The sequence below is a fragment of the Flavobacterium olei genome, assembly GCF_039749035.1.
Classification (GTDB): Bacteria; Bacteroidota; Bacteroidia; order Flavobacteriales; family Flavobacteriaceae; genus Flavobacterium; species Flavobacterium olei.
In genome coordinates this window covers 317114-337035 of sequence record NZ_JBDKWC010000005.1, presented here as the reverse complement: position 1 = coordinate 337035, position 19922 = coordinate 317114, and the positions used below count along the sequence as shown (strand labels likewise).

Sequence of the window (19922 nt, the reverse complement as noted above, 5' to 3'; positions counted from 1 at the left end):
ACTTTCTAATGATAAAAATAATTCGTGAATTCGTGGCTATTTAAACTTTTATAATTTTCTAGTAACAAAAGATTCAATATTAAATACCGCTTCCGGAATTAATTTTCCGGTTTGAGGCAGGTCGACGTAATCGTCTGTGTCTGGCGCTGTGTCCGGATTTGGTGAATATCTTTGTTCTCCTGTTCTAAACATAATTCTTTCAAACCCGTCTGTTGGCGCGTAAAATATCTTTGTTGATTCTTTTTCGTTATTTACTTTTACAGTATAGGTGCGGTTTTTTGCATCCAGTTTAACTGTTATTTTATACGTTTTGTTTGCTTCGTATTTTGCAATTGTGCTGTAACGCGCTCCATTTTTTACTTTCAGTTCACCATCAGAATCAAAAGTCAATCTTACCGAAGGCAGACCTTGTTTGTTTTGAAATTCAATTTGTAATAAACCATGATTATTTTGTTCTGGTTTAATAGTAAAAACAGCTTCCATTTTTGACGCAAACGGAATCACCCTTTCTGCTCTTGAATAATCAAAATAATCCTGATCTCTTAAAGTCAGCCATTTTTTACCGTCGGCCTTCTTTTCGATTTTTGTAGATGCCCACGAAAGATCATAGGTATTCCAAAGTTTTAATTCCTCTCCGTTAGGAAGAGTATTAAAATCATCATTCACATCTTCTGTTACAACAGAAGTCACCGGAACCGGAATGGATGCCACCCAAATATCTTCTTTATTTACGCTGTAACCCACCCAGATTTTTCCGTCTGGCGGAGTTCCATTTTTTTCTGTAATTCCGCGTACGTATTGAGGACCGGCAGATTTATAGTTTCCGCCATAACGCATCGGACTTACTTCGCCGTGAACTAGCAATAAATCTTTATAATTTAATCCATCATCACTGGTCGAAATCGCCAGAGGCCAGCGGTATTCTGACGGATTGTATAATGTTGCATAACGATTGTCAGACGTTTTTTGTCCCCAGATTTTGGCGTTGCTGTTTACAAATCCCGGCGCGCGCAACGGCATATAATCCCATGATTTTCCGCCATCTTTACTGATTGATGTTAAAGCGTGTTTCCATAAACCAACCACATTTCCGTTTGGTAAATGATAATAACTAAACGCTTTATAAGGTTTTTGTAATGGAATTAATTCGTCATCACGATCTGCTTCTTCAACCCATTGCTGTAAAACTAAGGGTTCTGACAGTATTTCTTCGCAGGCTTTGATCAAACCTTTGTCTTTTGCTTTGGTATAAAATGGAAAAGCAGATTTTGACTTGTCCCAGGTTTTATTGTATCTGATAAAATAAATTTCGCCAAAACTTCCGTCTTTTTTGATTTCGCGAATTACACGTCCAATTCCTTTTCCGTCGTTTGGATCGTCTTTTTCATCCATTGCGATTCCGTAATAACCTAAGACAAAAAATCGTTTGTCTTTTGAAGTATAAAATCCCATTCTCTGGTGCATAATGGCATCCAGATTTTTGGCAACACCTTCTACACCTTCTTTTTTCCATCCGTCAGGAATATGATAAATTGGAAAAATTACGGTTGGTTTTGACCATGTTGTGCCATCTTTAGAAGTCATTAATAAAGTCTGGCTCGGCGGAATATGTTCACCCGAAGGATCACTTAAATAATGCAGATAAAAGGTATTGTTCCAATACGCCATCATCGGCTGATGATTGTATGTCCATCCAAAACCATCTGCTTTTTCTGGGTGTTCACGGCTGGCACGCATGATTTGTGTGGCGTGAACTCCAACCGCCGGACTTAACTGCCCGTGATGATAATCGATGTTTGAAAGTGTTTTTCCAACATAACGTACTGTGTCGTTTTGGGCGTTTACAGTTGTACAAGCCAAAAGAATTGTGGCTGTAATGGCGATGTTGGTTTTAATATTTTTGAAAGTATTCATTGGTATTATTTTTATCGTTATTAAACCTGACAGGTTTAAAAACCTGTCAGGTTTGCGACTGTAACTTTTAAATAAATCTGCTTAATCTGCCAGATCAGCGAGAAAATTGTTTCACGCAGATTTTACAGATTTGAGCTGATTTGAGCAGATATTATTAAATCTATTTAAAACTGTTTTGATTCATGCAGATTAAAATAAAAAATCTGCCATATCTGCTTAAATCTTTTTAAATCTGCGTAAAACTATTTTTTATTTCTTTTCAATTAATCCTTTTAAAACTTCTTCAGAAACTGTTGTAATTGTTCCGTGTTTGTGTCCTTCCGGAAGTTTTATTTTTGAAGAAACATCTTCAAAATGAACAAAATCTGATGTGCTTAAAGCTTTATAATTTTTGGACCCGTAATTGTCGTAATACAACAGCCATTTTTTACTGACTTTTACCACCGTTGGGCCTTCTGATAAATATTCCGTTAATGGTGCCGAACTTTTTTCGAATGGACCTAGAGGTGATTTTCCGAAAGCTACTTTTATATTTCGCATCGGTCTTGTATTGTCTTTCAAAACCAAAACGTATTCTTTTTTGCTTTTCTTTACAATTACACAGTCAATCACGCTGAAACCCGGATTGTAATATAATTTGGTATCTGAAAACGTTTTGAAATCCTTCGTCGTTACATAATACATTCTGTGGTTGTTTTTCTCTTCTTCCACTCCTTTTTCAAATCGAAACGGAATTGTTGATGCCCAGATAATAATGTATTCGTTTTTCACATCATCATAAAAAATTTCGGGCGCCCAAACGTTTACCACTTCCGGTTCATTTTTCATTACGGGAATATATTGCTGTTCTGACCAATGTATTAAATCTTTAGAACTGGCATATCCAAAACCGTTTCCGCCTTTCCAGTCGGTTGTCCAAACCATATGATACGTTCCGTCAGCACCTTTTGTAATGGACGGATCACGCATGATTTTACTTGCTCCAATTTCCGGTTTTAAAAATGATCCTTCAAGACCTTTCCAGTTGTAACCGTCTTCGCTGTAGGCTAAATATAAGCCTTCTGTTGCGGGTTCTCTAAACGATGTAAAAAGATATAAATCTTTCTTTTTCTGCGAATAACTGATCGCAAAAATTGAAAGGGTTATTATGATGAATATTTTTTTCATATCTATTTTATTTTCCTGCAATGTTTCCAAAACCTTGTAGGTATTTTTAAGTTCTCGTAATTACACCTACAAGGTTTCATCCCGAAGCTTCGGGATTGCAGGAGTGCAAAACAGCTGAAATCTTTGTCCAAGTTTTAAACTTTGACAAAGATTTCTATCGTTGCTTTTATTCTGTAATTGCTTTTTTATCTAAATCTTTTCCTTTTTTTATTGGAGTCGAAACATTATTAAAAACATTATTTTTTACGAATACATTTTTCGTTTCTTTCCCGTCGGCTTCGATAAAAATATCGGTTGCATTAAAAGGGAAATTATTATTGATCATCAAATTAGAAACATTATTCAGTTTAATAACCGGAACTGCTTTTATTGGTGTTGACGATCCAACATTATCCAGAATCAGGTTTTTAGAATCTGAAATTTTGAATGAAGAACCAACTGACGCATTTACTTTTACATCGTGAAATTCAACATCTGTTGCGGTATTTACTTCAAAACCTTCTTTTCCTTCGATGTTTATATTTGAAAACGAAATGTTCTGAACCGGCATTTCTGCAATTCCTAAAATCGCTCCGGCTTTATTGACATTCGTTCCCGTGATGTTACTCATGTGAATGTTTCTAAAAATTGGCGTTTTCTCTGTTACAGGTTCTTGTTTGGTGTCTTTATCATAGAAAAGACTCAATACAAAAGCTTCTTCTTTGATGTTTTTCATCACGATATTATCTACACGAATGTCTTCTACAACTCCGCCTCTTCCGCGAGCCGATTTGATACGGATACCGCGATCTGTTCCGTCGAAAACACAATTTGAAATCGTGATTTTTTTGATTCCACCCGACATTTCGCTTCCAATAACAACACCGCCGTGACCGCTTAACATGGTACAGTTTGTGATCGTAACATTTTCTGTTGCAATTCCGTATTTACGTCCGTCGGCGTCTCTTCCAGATTTAATTGTAATACAGTCATCTCCCACACTGATGTGGCAGTTTGAAATATGAACGTTTTTACAGGAAGAAGGATTTATCCCGTCGGTATTTGGCGAATGTGGATTAAAAATTGTAATTCCCGTGATCGTGACATTATCACAAAACTCCGGATTGATTGTCCAAAAAGGCGAATTTTGAAACGTAACGCCTTCAATCAAAATATTTTTGCAATTTAAAACCTGAAAGAAAGCAGGTCTGAAAAACTTTTTGTCCATTGTTCTTTTATAGTAAGGCTCGTAAACCATTCCGGGATTTTGCTCACCCCACATTTTTTGGTATTTCGTTTCCGGAATCGGGCCCTTTGCAGATTCGATTCGGTACACTTCATTCCACCATGCTTTTCCTTGTCCGTCGATTACTCCTCTTCCTTTTATGGTGATGTTTTCGGCATCTTTTGCGTAGAATAATGGCGAGAAAGTTTTCATCATTAATCCTTCGTAACGCATTTCTACAAAAGGTAAATAATCATCAAAATTCTCTGAAAATTTTAAAAGCGCACCCGAATCTAAGTGAATCGTAATGTTGCTTTTTAGTTTTAAAGCTCCGGTTAAATATTCACCGGCAGGAAAGAAAATGGTTCCTCCGCCATTTTTTGATGCTTTTTCAATGGCATTTTGAATAGCTCCGGTGCATTTTATTCCTTTGTTGTTTCCTCCTTCGTTCAGGATATTCAGCCAGCCGTCATTCGCGAAAGCGGTGTTAAATCCAGTTATGAAGAAGAGTATGATTAGTATGTTTTTCATAGTTGTGTTGTTTTTGGTTTCACGCAGATTTTTTTAGATTTTAGCGGATTATTATTATTAAAATCTGTTAAATCTGCTTTGATCTTTTTAAATCTGCGTGAAAAATTTTATTCTCATTTTTTGTCATTTCGACGAAGGAGAAATCTCTGCGAGTAGCTCGTCATGCTTGAGCAACTTTGTAGAGTTTCTTGCGGAGATCCCTCGTTCCTCGGGATGACAAGATTATGGTTACTGTGATTAGACCTGACAGGTTTTAAAAACCTCTCAGGTCTCTGAATCATTAATTTTTACTTCGATTTCAAAATCAAAACCCAGTCATTACCGTCTTCTTTTTTGCCTTCTGGCTGAAAATTTTGAGTTCCTTTATTTTCATAGGTTCCGATTTTTGTTTTTTTGCCATTTCTTGGATTATACCAGATGGCTTCAAATTTATCACCGGAAATTTTTCCTAGTTTTACTTCTATTATTCTTCCATTGTAGGTATATAGCAAGGCATAATTTTGCCCTCTTAGTGCCGGAATATAATCGTATTTTTCTCCCTGATTAACAACCAATGAAACATCCGGAGTTCCTTCTAAAAACGGAAATTCTTCCATTAGCTTCTTAATATAAACCATTTGTTTTGCTCCCGGTGCATTGATGGCGCTTGTCCATAATTCTTTATTTCCATACGCGGGTTTGTCGCCTTTTCTAAACATTTGCATTACGGCATTATGTCCGTAAGTATAACCTGCAGCGCCAGAAAGGACGGACCAATATCCGTAACGGCGAACATCATTTGCCGTCCATTTGGGTTGCAAAGTATCGTGCAGTCCGTGTGGAATTGCTTCGTACGATGGTTCTCCGTCCAATGTTGGTTTTGTTGGTGTTAATTCGAAATCTCTTAGAACAAATTTGTAATTGTCTTCTTTGAAATTTGTTTTGATTGAATCCTGATCGTATCTTCTGTGGCCTGATTGAAACATATTAAAATCCAGCCATTTTGCATTATGAAAATTCTCTGAAGAATCGGTTCTTCCAAAAGGGTGAAAAGACACTAACTGATCCGGATTGTTGATTTTTAAAGTATTTCCGATTTCGTTCCAGATATCCTGAAACTCGTTTCCGTGTGTGTCTCCGCCGTTTAACCAGATTACGTTGGTTCTGTTTTTATATCGGTCAGCCAAAAATTTAGCGTAAACTGCCGCTTGTTCTTTGCTTACTTTATTTCCTTTAGAAACATTTGTTCCCCAAACCGGAACCATTGCCATATAAATTCCGTTTTTCTGAGCCACATCCAAAGTGTAATCTACATGGTCCCAATAATCATATTCTGCTGCACTTTTGAAATTATTCCCAGAAGTTATAAAGGGTTTAGAAACATCTTCGTTGATCAAAGCGGCATCACCATAGACATTTACTGCATTAATATTATGCAAAACCATTACCTGAACAACATTGAAACCTTTGTCTTTTCGGTCCTTAAAATACTTATCTATTCCTGCTCTGTCCAGTTTTCCAAATGTCAGCCAGCCTGTATCGCCCAACCAGAAAAATGGTTTTTCATTATCAGTCACAAAATAATGCTGATTTTGAGAAACTTTTAGTTGTGGTAATTTTTTTGTTTTTGCTTGCGAAAATCCGCTTTGTACTGCAAACAAAAAGGGAATACTTAGGGCGTATAAAGATTTTAGTTTCAGATTCATTTTTTGGGTTATTTTGGAATTATATTTTTGTTTTTTGGCACAGATTATACTGATTTAATGGATTTTATCCAAGCTTTGTCTTATAATTATTTCACGCAGATTTTGCTGATTTTAGCTGATTTCCGCAGATTTAATTTTAAAAATCTGTTGAATCTGCTTTGATCTTTTTAAATCTGCGTGAAATTTTTTTTTACTGTCGCAGATTTTGCAGATTAAGCTGATTTTAAATGATTCGTGTAAATCCGTTTAATCTGTGGAATCTGCGGACTAATTCTTCTTCATTACAAATAGCGCTTTTTCTTTTATTTCGGTTTGCGGAATCGTTACTTGTTTTCCTCCGTTTATGTTTGCTTTTTTTGTTATTTTTCCTGTTGATGTGTTAATTTCGTATACTTCAAAAGTTCCTTTTTGATTGGATAAGTCGATTGAAATCTCCTGATCATTTTTTATATAGAACAAATAACTTTTTCCTTTGTTTTCTAATGTCCAAAGATTGTCACTGTATTTGTTGCCGCCTGCTGGTTTCATTTCGCTTAAAGCGGAATAAAATTGCGGCAATTCAATTTTTGGAAGGTTAGGCAATGACGCTCCGGCCATTAAAACCGGCCATCCAAATCTTGAAGATCCGTCTGTAGAATATAAAACTACTTTTTCAGGATATTTTTGGCGGTATTCGCTAATCGCGCGATAAACCTGATTGTCTGTTTCTTTTCCGGTTTTTAGTTTTCTGGCGTGCTGGCGTGGCGCTAAATTTACACCGCCTTCCGGTGCGTATGCTGATCCGTCTTCTTTGTAATACCAATAACGAATGTCGATTACATCCACCGTTTTGTTTCTTTTGGCATCATTCAAAATAGCATCCTGAACATCTTTTGTAGCGCTTAAACCGATTAAACCTTTTTTACCGGTTTCGTCTTTCCATTTTTGAACTTCGTCCAGCCAGAATTCCATAAAATGCAACGGACCAGTATATTCGGCACTTGTTAATTGAATTACATTGCTGTTTTCCTGAAAGTTTTCTAAAGATTTACGAATGAATCCCTGATGTAACTTTCTTCTCTGCGGATTTGTAATATCATAAAACTGTTCCGCCATAAAAATACGCTTGTCTCCTGCATACGGCGGTGGTTCCGGAAAACCTGTGCTGTTGATATTATTTGCCGAACGCCACGGAGAACTTGACCAGTGCGCACCGGCTTCTAGTATATTGTGCTGAAAATATTGCTGATTGATTAACAACTGCCCGTTTGGTTCTGCCAAAGCTGCGAAAGCTGCAAGACGATTCCAATACCAATCATTAAATTTTGTCAAATCGTATTTGCTTAAATGATCCCATGCCAAATCCTGACCGCTTCTCGCGAATGGCTGTTCGTAAAACGGAGGCCAGACATCGGCATCAATACGGCGAACGCGTTCGTGATCGTCCATTCTGCGGTCGTACCATAAACCATAATTGTGTTCTAAAGCTACAATATTATTTTTAGTCAGGTAATTTACGGTTTCTTCAACCTGATCTGTCAATCCGACTCCGGTTCTTCCTGGTACAAAACGAGTTATGTGCGGTGTTGATTTTTTTACATCATCGTCAATCAAACTTCCTCTCCACCATGCTACATTGGTTTCTTTTCCGGCAATTAATTTCCCTTCGAAAGTCAATAAACCATTTTCGATTTTTATTTTTGAAGTTGAAGCTGGTGATTTATCGGCAACAATTTTTAAATCATTCGCATTTTTAAGTTTTGCATTATTAATATCAATCGGATTTTGTTTTGCAACTTCATTAATCCATTCTGATAACGTTTTTGCAATTGTAACCGAGTTGTTGGTTAATTCTTTCGCTACTTCTTTTGTCGGACTCGACGAAGGCTCTGAACCTAAATCGTAGATATAAGATGGCGTAGGAAGTTTTCCTAAACGGTTTTCTAATTGTGCGTAAAACAAACTACGCGGACTAACATGTCCGTTTACATCTTTCCAGATTCCGTTTCCTGCAAATTGCCCCCAAACTCCAAAAGCCCAGTTTAAAGCTGTCGGCGGACTGTAACATTCTATTTTTGATGCCGATGATTCCCAGAAAACGCTGTTTCCGGCTGTCCATCCGGCTCCTCTTCCGTCTTGCTCTCTGTTGTTGTAACTTAATTCTTTTCCGTCGATGTTTACGATATCGAATAAAACTCCGGTTGCCCAGCTTCCGATTGCGCCGCTGTTTTCAAACGGCATGTGAGATTCGCATTGCACGAACGCATTTGGTCCCGCGGTTCCAAACCCTCCAACCGCAAAATCATGATATCCGAATTCTGAATAACAACGCTGAAACAAAGTCTGCTGACCTTCTGTATAAAAAGTATGGCGCCTAAAGGCAGCGATTTCAGAAACAGGTTCTGTTGCAATACAATCTTCAACTGTAATTTGCTGTGTAGTTTTTAACAGCGTAACCGCACCGCCTGCAAAGTGTTTAAAATTAACTTGTTTTACCCACGCATTTCTGGCATTTTCAATACTGATTGCCTGCCATCTGTGCTCTTCGTCTTTTGGATTTGATGCGTTGAAGGTTGATTTTATTAAAATATTTTCGATCCCGTTTTGTTCTATTCTTCCACTCCATGAATACGACATTACTTTTGCTTGTCCGTACACTTCTTCTAAAGCCATGGTTAACGGAGCGTTTAAAGTGATTTCGCTTCCGCTGATATTGGTTACAACCCGATTCCAGTTAACATCCCAATCGCCTTTTTTCCAGCCGATCCATGAAGTTTCTCCACCAAAATCCTGCATTTTCATTTCTTTGATCCAAGTATCGGTCAACGGTCTGCTGATGATAATTTCGTCTGAAACTTTTAATTTTGAGGCATTTTTAAGTTGGATTTTTTGTTTTCCCAGCGGAGAAAAAGCAGTTGCTAATTCGTAGGTTTCGTTGTATTTTCTATCGTCAATTCCGAGAACTCTGATTAACGCTTCTCTTTCTAATCCGGTTCCTAAAAGAATGGTTCCGTTTTCTGTATTGCCGCTTCCGCGAAGAATAACTCCCGATTTTCTGATGTATAAAGTGCCACTTACTTTGAATGTTCCTTTGTCTAAAAGTACCGCTCCGCGAAAACCAGTTTTATCTGGTTTTAAATTACTTACATGATCAATTGCAGTTTGTATTTTTTGTGTTGCGTCTTGTTCTTGTTTTGGGACAAAAATTTTATTTTCCACATTCGGAATGGCTTTTTCTGATGCCATATATCCGGCAAAAGAAAAATCTGGGATTTTGTTTCCCTGATTGTCTGCTGTGAAAGTAAGTTTACCTTCTTTGGTTTTTACAATGTCCGGGAAAGTGGTTTGGCCTTTGATATTTATAGACATGGCAAAACACATTATTACTAATGTGTTTTTAATGTAATGGATTATATTTTGTTTAGTGAAATTCACTTTTAGTATATTTTAGATTTCAGTCCCGAAGCCTCGGGATAGATTTTAGATTTTCTAAAGTTAAGTATTTCCTCAATCTTGTCATTTCGACGAAGGAGAAATCGCACTCGGGATTCACCCACTGTTGTCGAGTTTCTAGTGTGATTTCTCCTTCGTAGAAATGACAAACTTAACGAGTATACTTTACGCCAATTAAACCTGACAGGTTTTAAAAACCTGTCAGGTTTACAAAGTTTGAAACTATTGCACCAAAGATTTTACTTTAGCCAAAGTATCAACATTATTATCCAATTTCGTCCAGTCTACTTTTTGGTTTGGATCAATATTGTTGAAATATTTTTCAATATTGGTATAACCGTCTCCGTTTGAATCTTTGTTCGCATCTGCTGCGTCATTAGGATTTAAACCGTATTTCTTCTCCCAGGCATCCGGAATTCCGTCGTTATCAGAATCTTTATAAGCTTTTCCTTTATAAGTTGGATAACCGCCAACTTGATCAGGATGCGTAATAATTCCTTTCTTGTATGAATCTGCAGGAAGTCTTCTTTTAATGAATTCTTTTCCAATTGCATTTTCTAAACCGTCTTTCACTTCAATCTTACCGGTTCGGACTTGCTTGATCACTCTTTCATCAACTGCGTCTCTTTTGGGGATGGTCGCTCCAACATTCGTCAAAACAAATTCATACGCTTCTTCTGCTTTCATAATTTTAAATGAAGGCATTGAGAATGGTTTTGGCTGTTTGATTGCTGCTAAAAATTCTTTAGTTGCTTCTGAGTTTTGATCTTCCAACTGCACTCCGCCATTCCAGTTATCGGCTGTAACTTCCGGAGAGCCTGCCATGAAATTTCCTGAAACATATGCTCTTCCATACTGTTTGGGCTGAATATAACCTGACTCCGGTTTTACAATCCTGTAACGAATTGGCTGATCTGCCGGTGTAATTGGTCCGGGTTTAAAATAATTATTGATGATGTTTAACATCGAACGATAATCTCCTCCGTCTAAAGTACGATTCCACCAATTAAAAACTACATTATTCACAAAATTAAAGTCGCCATACATTCCGATAGAAGCATTTCTGGAAATGTTATCTGCCCATAAATTACGCATAAAAGTACTGTTTAATCCACCAATTGTACTTCCGAAAGCGTGATTGTAAGTGTCTAGACCTTCTGCCGAAATGGTGTTTTGTATAGTAATATTACAAGCTGGTAACTTCTCCAGTTTCGATTTCTCATTTGCTGCAAACTGATGTCTGTAAAGCGAAATGTTTTCGTCTAATCCCCAGCTTACCGAGCAATGATCTATGATGATATTTCCCATTGGGTTTCCGCCAAGAGCATCGTCTCTTCTGGTAACTTCTGTTGCACCGCGTCTGAAACGCATGTGTCTGATAATTACATCGTGCGTGTCTATTTCTAAAGTTTCGCCTGCAATACAAATTCCGTCGCCCGGTGCAGTTTGTCCCGCAATGGTTACGTAAGGCGCACGCATGCTGATTCTTTTTTCAAGTTTGATTATTCCAGAAACATTAAATACAATGGTTCTTGCGCCAACTGCTTCACATGCTTCACGAAAAGTTCCTTTTCCGCTGTCTGCTAAACTAGTGACTACAAAGATTTTGCCGCCTCTTCCACCTTGCGTATATGCTCCTCCTCCTTCTGCACCCGGGAATGCCGGAATATCAGCCTGAACAAAATCTTTTGGGTAAGAAGCCCACGGCAAATAAGGTTTTCCCTGTTTTGCTTCTTCTTTAATAATATGATAATTGGCTGTCCAAATTTCATTTAGCCTTTTTTCTTCATCAGCTAAAATGGCATCTGCTTTTTCCTGTACCGGTTTCGGAATTACGGGATATTGCGCATACGCCGAAGAAACAAGCGAACAAAATGAAAAGGCCATTAATGTTCTTTTTAAAGTACGGTTTGGAGAAATATTATTCATTTTATAGTCCTTAGTAGTTAGTTGGTTAGTCCTTAGTTTTTTTAGTAATTAGTTCTTAGCTTTTTAGTTAGTGAATTGACTATGGACTAAAAATCTAAGAACTAAGGACTACTTTTTCTCTTTCTCTCTTTCTTCAACACGTTTGTGCCAGTCAGCACTTTCTTTATTTAAATCGTAGCCTTGTTTTGATAAATAATTGTTGATTCTTCCTTTGTATTTTCCAAACCAGCCGTGTTTCTCTTTAGAAGATCCGCCATCCATTGCGTGTTCTCTGGCTTCAACTAAAGCTTTATAAATATAATCTTTTTGCTCTGCTGTTAAATTTGGAAGCATATCGTTGTAACCTGCAACCGTGATGGGAAGCACTCCATATGTCATTCCGTCTTTTACCTCAGTGATTTTGTCTTCTGACAATTCTTTACCTAATTTTTTAAGGTAAGATTTATGCAGTTTTGCGATTGATTCGTCTGCTTTTGATTTCAGTTTGTCAATCTTTTCGTTTTGCTTTTCTTTGGCTAAACTGGTATCTTCTTTTACTTTTTTAATTTCAGCATCTCTTCCGTCCTGAATTTCAGTTAAGTCCCTAAACTGCTGTGCAATTATATTTGAAACTGCCTTTTCTTTGGCTTCGTTTTTCAAATCTAATTTTACTACAATTTTAGCCGCTCTTTCGTTGGTAACTTTTACGTATTCAGGATCTAAATGCTGTTGTGCGCTTAAAGTTGAAAAGGCAAAAACCAGTGATAATAAGATTGCATGTATTTTATCAAGTACCATAATATTTCTTTTAAGTATTTGAAAACATTCTCATTAAACAACAAGAATGTTTTCAAAAATTGTTCCTTATTTTAAATCTAATAAAGGTCTTACCAAAGTTTCCTTGTTATTCGCCAGATCTTTCCAGTTTACTTTAATTGCTGGATTAACTCCGTTGATATAATCTTCAATATTAGAATATCCGTCTCCGTTTAAATCTCCCTGTGCATCTGAAGGATCATTTGGATTTAAACCGTATTTTTTCTCCCATGCATCCGGCAAACCGTCTTTGTCTGTATCAACGTAAGGCTTTCCTTTATATTCCGGATATCCTCCAACCTGAGAAATATCTGTAATAATTCCTTTTTTGTATGAATCCATTGGTAGACGTCTGTGTTCGAACTGATAGAATTCTTTTTTCTCTAATCCTTTTGCATATTCCGGAACTCCAGTTTTTACTGTTCTTACGATTCTTTCGTCTACTTTATCTCTGATTGGTAAAGTTGCCCCAACATTTTTAAGAACAAATTCATACGATTCCTCTGCTGTCATGAATTTATTGAACCAAGGCATTGGGAAAGGCTTGTCGGTCTTCATTTTAGCAAAGTATTCTTTAGCTTCATCATAAGACATTAATTCGCCTTTTTTATTTTCAAGCTGAATTCCGCCATCCCAGTTGTCTTTAGTCACTTTAGGATTATTGTTTACAACGTTTCCATTAACATAAGCTCTACCAAAAACCATATAAGGTAATTTGCTTCTTCCTGATTCCGGTTTTAAAATTCTGTAACTGATTGGCTGTGTTAGATCAGTTACAGGACCTGGTTTGTAGAAATTATTGATAATGTTATAATTTGCAGTATAATCTCCACCATCTGTAGATCTGTTGTACCAGTTGAAAACTACGTTGTTTACGAAATTGAAAATTCCGTTCCATCCAATGGAAGGATTTCTTCCTGCATTATTTGCCCACATATTTCTCATGAAAGAACAATTTTCTCCTCCCAAAGTACTTCCGAAAGCATGATTGTAAGTATCAAGAGCTTCTCCGAACAAACTATTCTGAATTGTAATATTTACAGTTCCCACTTTAATATCCGGATAACCTGCTCCAGGATTGTACATGTGTCTGTAGATGGACATGTTTTCGTCTAATCCCCAGGTTGCTGAAACGTGGTCGATCATAATATTTCCAACAGGATTTCCTCCAATTGCATCGTCACGGCGTCCTACAAAAGTTTCTCCACGACGAAAACGTACGTGTCTAATAATGACATCATGGGTATCAATCCAGGTTGATTCACCTGCAATACAAATTCCGTCTCCAGGTGCAGTCTGACCTGCAATTGTAATATACGGCGCACGAATAATTAACGGACTTTTAAGTCTGATAATTCCGGCAACATTAAACACTATTATTCTTGCTCCACCTTGTTCACAAGCTTCACGTAAAGTTCCCGGCCCACGATCTTCAAGACTGGTTACAGTGTAAACTTTACCGCCTCTTCCTCCAAAAGTGTACATTCCTCCGCCTTCTGCACCAGGAAAAGCAGGAATCTCAGCTTGCGGTAAATCAGTTGGACGAGATGCCCAGGGAATATACGGTTTACCATGTTTAGCTTCTTCTTCAATAACCACTAAAGCTTTTGTCCATGCTTCATCAGAAAGTCTTTGGGCTTCTTCTTTAATTGCTTTTTCCTGAGCCTGAACTTCTGGACTTATCTTCGGATATTGAGCAAAACATTTTGCACTTCCCAAAAAAAGCAGCGTTGCGATAAATAATGCAGAATTTTTCATGTTAATTTTTTATTATGGTAATTCTTTTTAAACAAATCACCTGTATCTTTTGACGAATACAGGTGAAAAGTTATATATAATTCTTTTTAATCTAAATAAATTTATTCCTGGTAATTGAAAGTTCCTTGTCCTCCAAAATTATCATTCCACCCAATAGTTTGTAATAACCAAGGATTTGAAGTTAATGCAGTTGTATTAAGACCATTGATATAATAATTTGGATTGAATTTGATATTAACAGCTGCACCGTTAAAATTATCCATTGGTGTAACTAAATTGGTACGAATGAAATTGGTAGTATAAAACGTAGCCAATGTTGTTAACTGAGTTTGGAAATTTGCCGCATCCGGATCAGCAACTATGCTTGCACGGGCAGCAGCCAATGGATCTGTTGTTGCAGAAGTTGTTGACACTCTGTATTGTAAAAAATTTCCAGTACGTTTTGTTCCGTTAATTGGCGTTAAACCTAATTTACTAACAGTACCACCAGTAACACCAGGAAGAGTTTCATTATCGTAAAGCATCCATCTCTGAACATCCCAAAAACGTTTTCCTTCATAGGCTAACTCAACTCTACGCTCGTATAATACGGCTTCGATCGCCTGATATTTGTCTGAAAGTGTCCCAATCCCGTAATTATTGGTAGCAGGAATTCCAACACGATTTCTAATTCTTCCTAAATAAGCCAATGTATTATTTGTTTGTCCTAATGCGGCATAACATTCAGCAATATTCAATAATAATTCAGCATAACGATATTCAAAAATGTCTGTTCCGGAGTATTGGAAGTTTGTTTCTTTACTAGCTGCAGTATTACTCATTTTTCTAATAAATGCAGGACTTGAAATAGCAGTGTTCCCATCAGAAAAACCAGCTTTATTACTGGCATCTACCCATCTATATGCCCATAGAACGGAATTTGGAGTTTCCTTTGATCCCCATTTAACACCTGAGAAAGCAAATGTTCTGTAGAATCTCGGATCTCTGTTAAGGAAAAAAGTGAAATCGTTGTAACCATTTGCAGTAGTTGGTCTTTTACCATCTGCCATTGGAAATAAATCGATCATTTCTTTTGGAGCTGCTACACCTCCGCCAGTTCCTCCTAAACTTAATAAACGAATTCCTTTTTCCCATGAATTATTAATTGCCTGAGAAAGATTACCAGTTCCGCAAAGCTGTACTGCAATTGCTTCAGAACAAAATGCATTATCAATTAAAAACATTTGTTCCCATTGTTTTGCATTGCTTCCGTAAAGTCCGTAACCATCAGCTGTCAACTGAGCTTCTGCTTCAAGACCTGCTTTTAGCGCAGCTTCCCAACGTTCGTTTGAACCATCCCAATTTTTGTTGAATAAAGGACTTGCAAAGGTTAAAAGCACTCTTGATTTTTGAGCTAACGCTGCACCTCTTGTAAAACGGCCATATGCACCAGAGGCCCAGTTACCTGGTAATAATGATGCTGCCATATCTAAGTCCTTAACAATTTGATCTACTACTTCTGAAGGTTTTGCTCTCGGAAGCTGGATTGACGGATCATTTGCGGAGGCATTTTGAACAGTGGTAACAATAGGAACTCCTCCATAAACGCGCATCAAATCAAAATACTGCATAGCACGCATGTAATAAATTTGTCCTTTTGCCTGATCACGAAACGTTTTGTCCAGATTGGAACCCTTTACATCAATATCTTCTAAAAAGGCATTACATTCTCTAATTCTATTATAAGGATGGTTATTGATACTGGTGGCTAATTTTGCTCCGTAGTAACTGCTGGCATCAGCTGCGTTTATAATAGTTTTATTAGGATTGATAAAATCCTGAGTACCTCCAAGCTCCTCTGTCAATCTTGAGTTGGCATCTGTATAAAGTCCAATTACAGTAGAAGTTGGTGATTTATACGCATTATAAAAATCGTAATATTGATTGTCTACATAAGCCTGTGCACGTTCCTGTGTCTGGTAGAAAGTGTCATCGTACAAGCCATACCCTTTCTTGTCTCTTAGAAAATCATCACTACATGAGGCAGCACCTACAGCAAGAAGTAGTGATAACGTTATATATTTAAATGGTGTTTTCATAGTTAATTTTGATTAGAATGATACATTAAAATTAAGTGACCACGTTCTAAGTGTAGGATAATTTACCGAAGAACTATCATACATATTTCTGTAATGATCCGGATATGGATTATATAGATCCCAAAGGTTATTACCCGTTATTCCCAATGTTATAGCAGCGATTTTTGTGTCTGCAAAAATTTTCTTAGGAAGATCATAATTAAGACTTAAGTTTCTAACAAAACAACGGAAAGTATTTAGTTGCCAGAAATCTGATGGACTGGACATATAACTCCATTGTGCTACGTTTGGATATTTTCCATTTGGATTATCCTCACCATACATATCGCTCCAGAAACTTTCACGAGACCACATATTGTGTGCGGATGATGTACCCTGATTTACCAGATCTACGAAATTAGCCCCTCCCCAAGAAGTTGAGATTTGAGTTCTTAAAGAAAAATTGTCATATTTAAAACCTAGATTTGTTGTAAAACCATAAGTTCTGCTGCTGTTAGCTAATTTCACGTAATCGTTGTCTTTCATGATTTGCCCATCTGCTGGTGCCAAAGTTCCATCTGGATTAAGATTTCCGGCAACATCCTGATAAGCCAAAGATCCTTTTCTCATTCCGGCAACAGAATTGATATCTAAATATCTTGGCACTCCTCCAACTGCAGTAGCACGTTCTGTTAAGTATGCCCAGTAGTTTGCAATATCTTCATCTGTACGTAAAATACCGTCTCCTGTTGATGTTCCTTTCCACACTGAAAATCCCCAAACAGGGTTAAATGATGAATATCCAACTCTGGTAGTATTATTAGAAGGAACTAAATTTCCCTGATCAGGATATTTTTTAACTTCATTGTCATTATAACTAAAGTTAATTCCAACATTGTAACTCAAATTGCTTTTGATTTTATCACTCCAGTTAATGCTAAATTCATGTCCCCAGGCATCAATCTGACCATAGTTTTGCTCAGCATATGCTCCCCCTACAGAAATTGGAACGCCAACTGCACTACTCATGTCTGTCAACATATTTTTATTCTTATCGTAGTAGTAATCATAAGTGATACTTAATCTGTTTTTTAACAAATTAATATCAACACCAAAGTTGTTTTTTATGGTAGTATCCCATGTTACATTTCTGTTAGGATTTACTCTAGGTGTTAAACCATTACCGTTATATCCGCCTCCACTAGTAGCAGTACCGGGACCGAATTGAAAACCTTTATCCACAATAAGATCATAATATTGTTCCCATCTCCAAGGCTGAATATTATCTTTACCTGTTTTACCAATTGAGTAACGAAGTTTAAAAAAGTCAACCCATGGAACACTTTTTTCAAACCATTGCTCTTTAGACATTACCCAACCCACCTGAACAGATGGGAAAGTTCCCCAATAGTTCTCTGGTGCAAATTTTGTCGAAGCATCACTACGCAAAATAAACTGGAACAAATATTTTTGTTTAAAGCTATAATTCAAACGTCCAAAATAAGATAAAGTTCCTCCTTCTACTTTTGTAGCCTGGCTATTAGATGTACTTAAAGTTCCCGCTGTACGATAATCTCCTAAATAATCTTTACCTGTATTTTCATAAGCTAAACGTGTAAAGGTATTGTAGATCTCTGAGGCCTCTCCACCTACCATAGCACCCACCTGGTGATCTCCAAAAGTTCTGTCATAATTAATCAGGAAATCTCCCTGAGTACTTTTTCCGTCTGTATTATTATAATAAACTCTTGAGTTTCTTACGTTTGTCTCTAAAACATAGCTTCCCGTCGGATTTGTAGTTGCATTATAGAAACTATTATTAGCAGCGCTTGCTAAGTGTCTATCCTGCAATTGATAATCTCTAATTCTAACTAAATCGTAGGGTAATTGAATTTGCTCTGTGTAAGATGAAGTCTGATTTCTGGAATATGTTACCTTGAAAGATAATCCTTTAACTGCAGCTACTTTATAATTTAACGAAGCATTTACATTGAATGTGTTATCATCGGTAATTTGGTGTGAACCATTATTTAAGTTCGCAAAGTAATTCCACCCTGCGATATTATTGTTCGCATTTGCACTTCCAAAGTTTTTGTTTGAATTAGGAAATGGAGATACGTAGTATTGTTTACCATCTACAACAGTTTCCCACGGCACATGTTGAGGCATGTGAAGCAAGAATCCGTAATCTGCCTGTTCTCCACCAGCAGCAGAAGCATAACTACCGTCACTAATATTTGACGATGCTTTAGTAAAAGTTTTATCAATAGAGCCTACATTTCCGGAAATAGAAGCAGAAAAATCTAAATTCTTAGCAATTTTCGCATTGATACCAGTTCGGAAATTCCATTTATCATATTTTTGATATCCTAAGTTAGCATCCTGAGTAAGATAAGTTGCACCCGCAAAATAGGTAATATCCTCGCTACCACCACTTACATTGAAAGAGTGTTTTTGCTGAATAGCAGGTTTCCAGGCTTCATCCAGCCAATTATAATCTAAGCTTTTCATTTGCTCCAATTCTGAATCCGAATAAATTGTAGCAGGATCAATTACAGCTGGCGCAGCTATTCTTGATTTAAAAAACCTGTTACTAAAAACTCCAAATTCATAAGCATTTAATACTTTGCTATGGCTAACAGCGTCATTAATAGCAAATTGACTATTATACGAGAATTTTGCTTTACCCGCTTTACCACGTTTAGTCTTTACCACAATTGCTCCTTGTGAAGCTCGTGAACCATAAATTGCAGCAGAACCGTCTTTCAATACTGTAATACTCTCAATTTCAGAAGGATCTAATCTGTTAAATTGTTCTAATGTTGGCTTACCATTACTAGGATCAACCTGAATCATATCATCAATAATGATCAGAGGAATATTAAAACCTCCATCTTTAGATAAACTGAAAGTTTGCCGAATTTGAACGCTTCCTGCCTCACCTGGACGTCCCGTTCCACTGGTCACACTAACACCCGGAACTAATCCTTTTAATGCATCAGATAAATTGGTAACAGGCAAATCCATTAAGTCATCTGCCTTGATAGTCGCAATAGCTCCGGTAAGTTCTTTTTTCTTCTGACTACCGTAACCAACTACTACAATATTTTCTAATTGATTAAAATCGTCTTCCATTTTTGCATTAACGATGGAACGATTGTTTAAAGGAATTTCTATTTTCTTCATCCCGATGAAAGAAAAAACTAAAGTCCCTCCGCTCTTAACTTTAATCTGATACTTTCCATTGTAATCTGTTGTTACCGAATTTTTAGTAGATTTTTCAGTAACGTTAACACCTGGTAATAGTCCTCCTAAATTATCCGTAACAGTTCCTGTTACCGTAACTTGTGTACTTGAAGTTTGAGCGTAGCTCATTACGCTCATCAATGTAAACAAAAGAAAACTACATCTTTTTATAAGTGCTTGTTTCATAAATGTTTTTTTTGGTTA

General features: G+C 36.9%; 10 protein-coding genes. All 10 read right to left on the bottom strand.

Annotated elements, in window-relative coordinates:
* Positions 1–48: 48 nt before the first annotated feature.
* Positions 49–1914 carry a six-hairpin glycosidase gene (locus tag ABEB31_RS15170; protein ID WP_347052479.1) on the bottom strand — a complete coding sequence of 622 codons (1866 nt, stop codon included), beginning with the start codon at positions 1912–1914 and terminating at the stop codon, positions 49–51.
* A 249-nt stretch (positions 1915–2163) separates the two neighbouring features.
* A complete protein-coding gene (locus ABEB31_RS15165; RefSeq protein WP_347052478.1) occupies positions 2164–3081 on the bottom strand; it encodes a glycoside hydrolase family 43 protein in 918 nt (305 codons plus the stop codon).
* Positions 3082–3247: 166 nt separating this feature from the next.
* Positions 3248–4816: a glycoside hydrolase family 28 protein gene (locus ABEB31_RS15160; RefSeq protein WP_347052477.1), complete on the bottom strand. Its 1569-nt coding sequence runs from the start codon at positions 4814–4816 to the stop codon at positions 3248–3250.
* A gap of 287 nt (positions 4817–5103) precedes the next feature.
* A complete protein-coding gene (locus tag ABEB31_RS15155; protein WP_347052476.1) occupies positions 5104–6501 on the bottom strand; it encodes a glycoside hydrolase family 140 protein in 1398 nt (465 codons plus the stop codon).
* A gap of 267 nt (positions 6502–6768) precedes the next feature.
* Positions 6769–9849, bottom strand: coding sequence for a DUF6298 domain-containing protein (locus tag ABEB31_RS15150; protein WP_347052475.1), 3081 nt, complete (start codon positions 9847–9849; stop codon positions 6769–6771).
* A gap of 306 nt (positions 9850–10155) precedes the next feature.
* Positions 10156–11862, bottom strand: coding sequence for a polysaccharide lyase (locus tag ABEB31_RS15145; RefSeq protein WP_347052474.1), 1707 nt, complete (start codon positions 11860–11862; stop codon positions 10156–10158).
* 108 nt (positions 11863–11970) lie between these two features.
* Positions 11971–12639: a DUF3826 domain-containing protein gene (locus tag ABEB31_RS15140; protein ID WP_347052473.1), complete on the bottom strand. Its 669-nt coding sequence runs from the start codon at positions 12637–12639 to the stop codon at positions 11971–11973.
* Between the two features lie 66 nt (positions 12640–12705).
* The gene (locus ABEB31_RS15135) at positions 12706–14415 is read right to left on the bottom strand and encodes a polysaccharide lyase (protein WP_347052472.1); all 1710 of its coding nucleotides are present in this window, start codon (positions 14413–14415) and stop codon (positions 12706–12708) included.
* 101 nt (positions 14416–14516) lie between these two features.
* Entirely contained in the window at positions 14517–16493 is a 1977-nt protein-coding gene (locus ABEB31_RS15130) for a RagB/SusD family nutrient uptake outer membrane protein (protein ID WP_347052471.1), read from the bottom strand.
* A gap of 12 nt (positions 16494–16505) precedes the next feature.
* Positions 16506–19904 (bottom strand): SusC/RagA family TonB-linked outer membrane protein, encoded by a 3399-nt coding sequence (locus tag ABEB31_RS15125; protein ID WP_347052470.1) that lies wholly within the window; start codon positions 19902–19904, stop codon positions 16506–16508.
* Positions 19905–19922 lie beyond the last annotated feature (18 nt).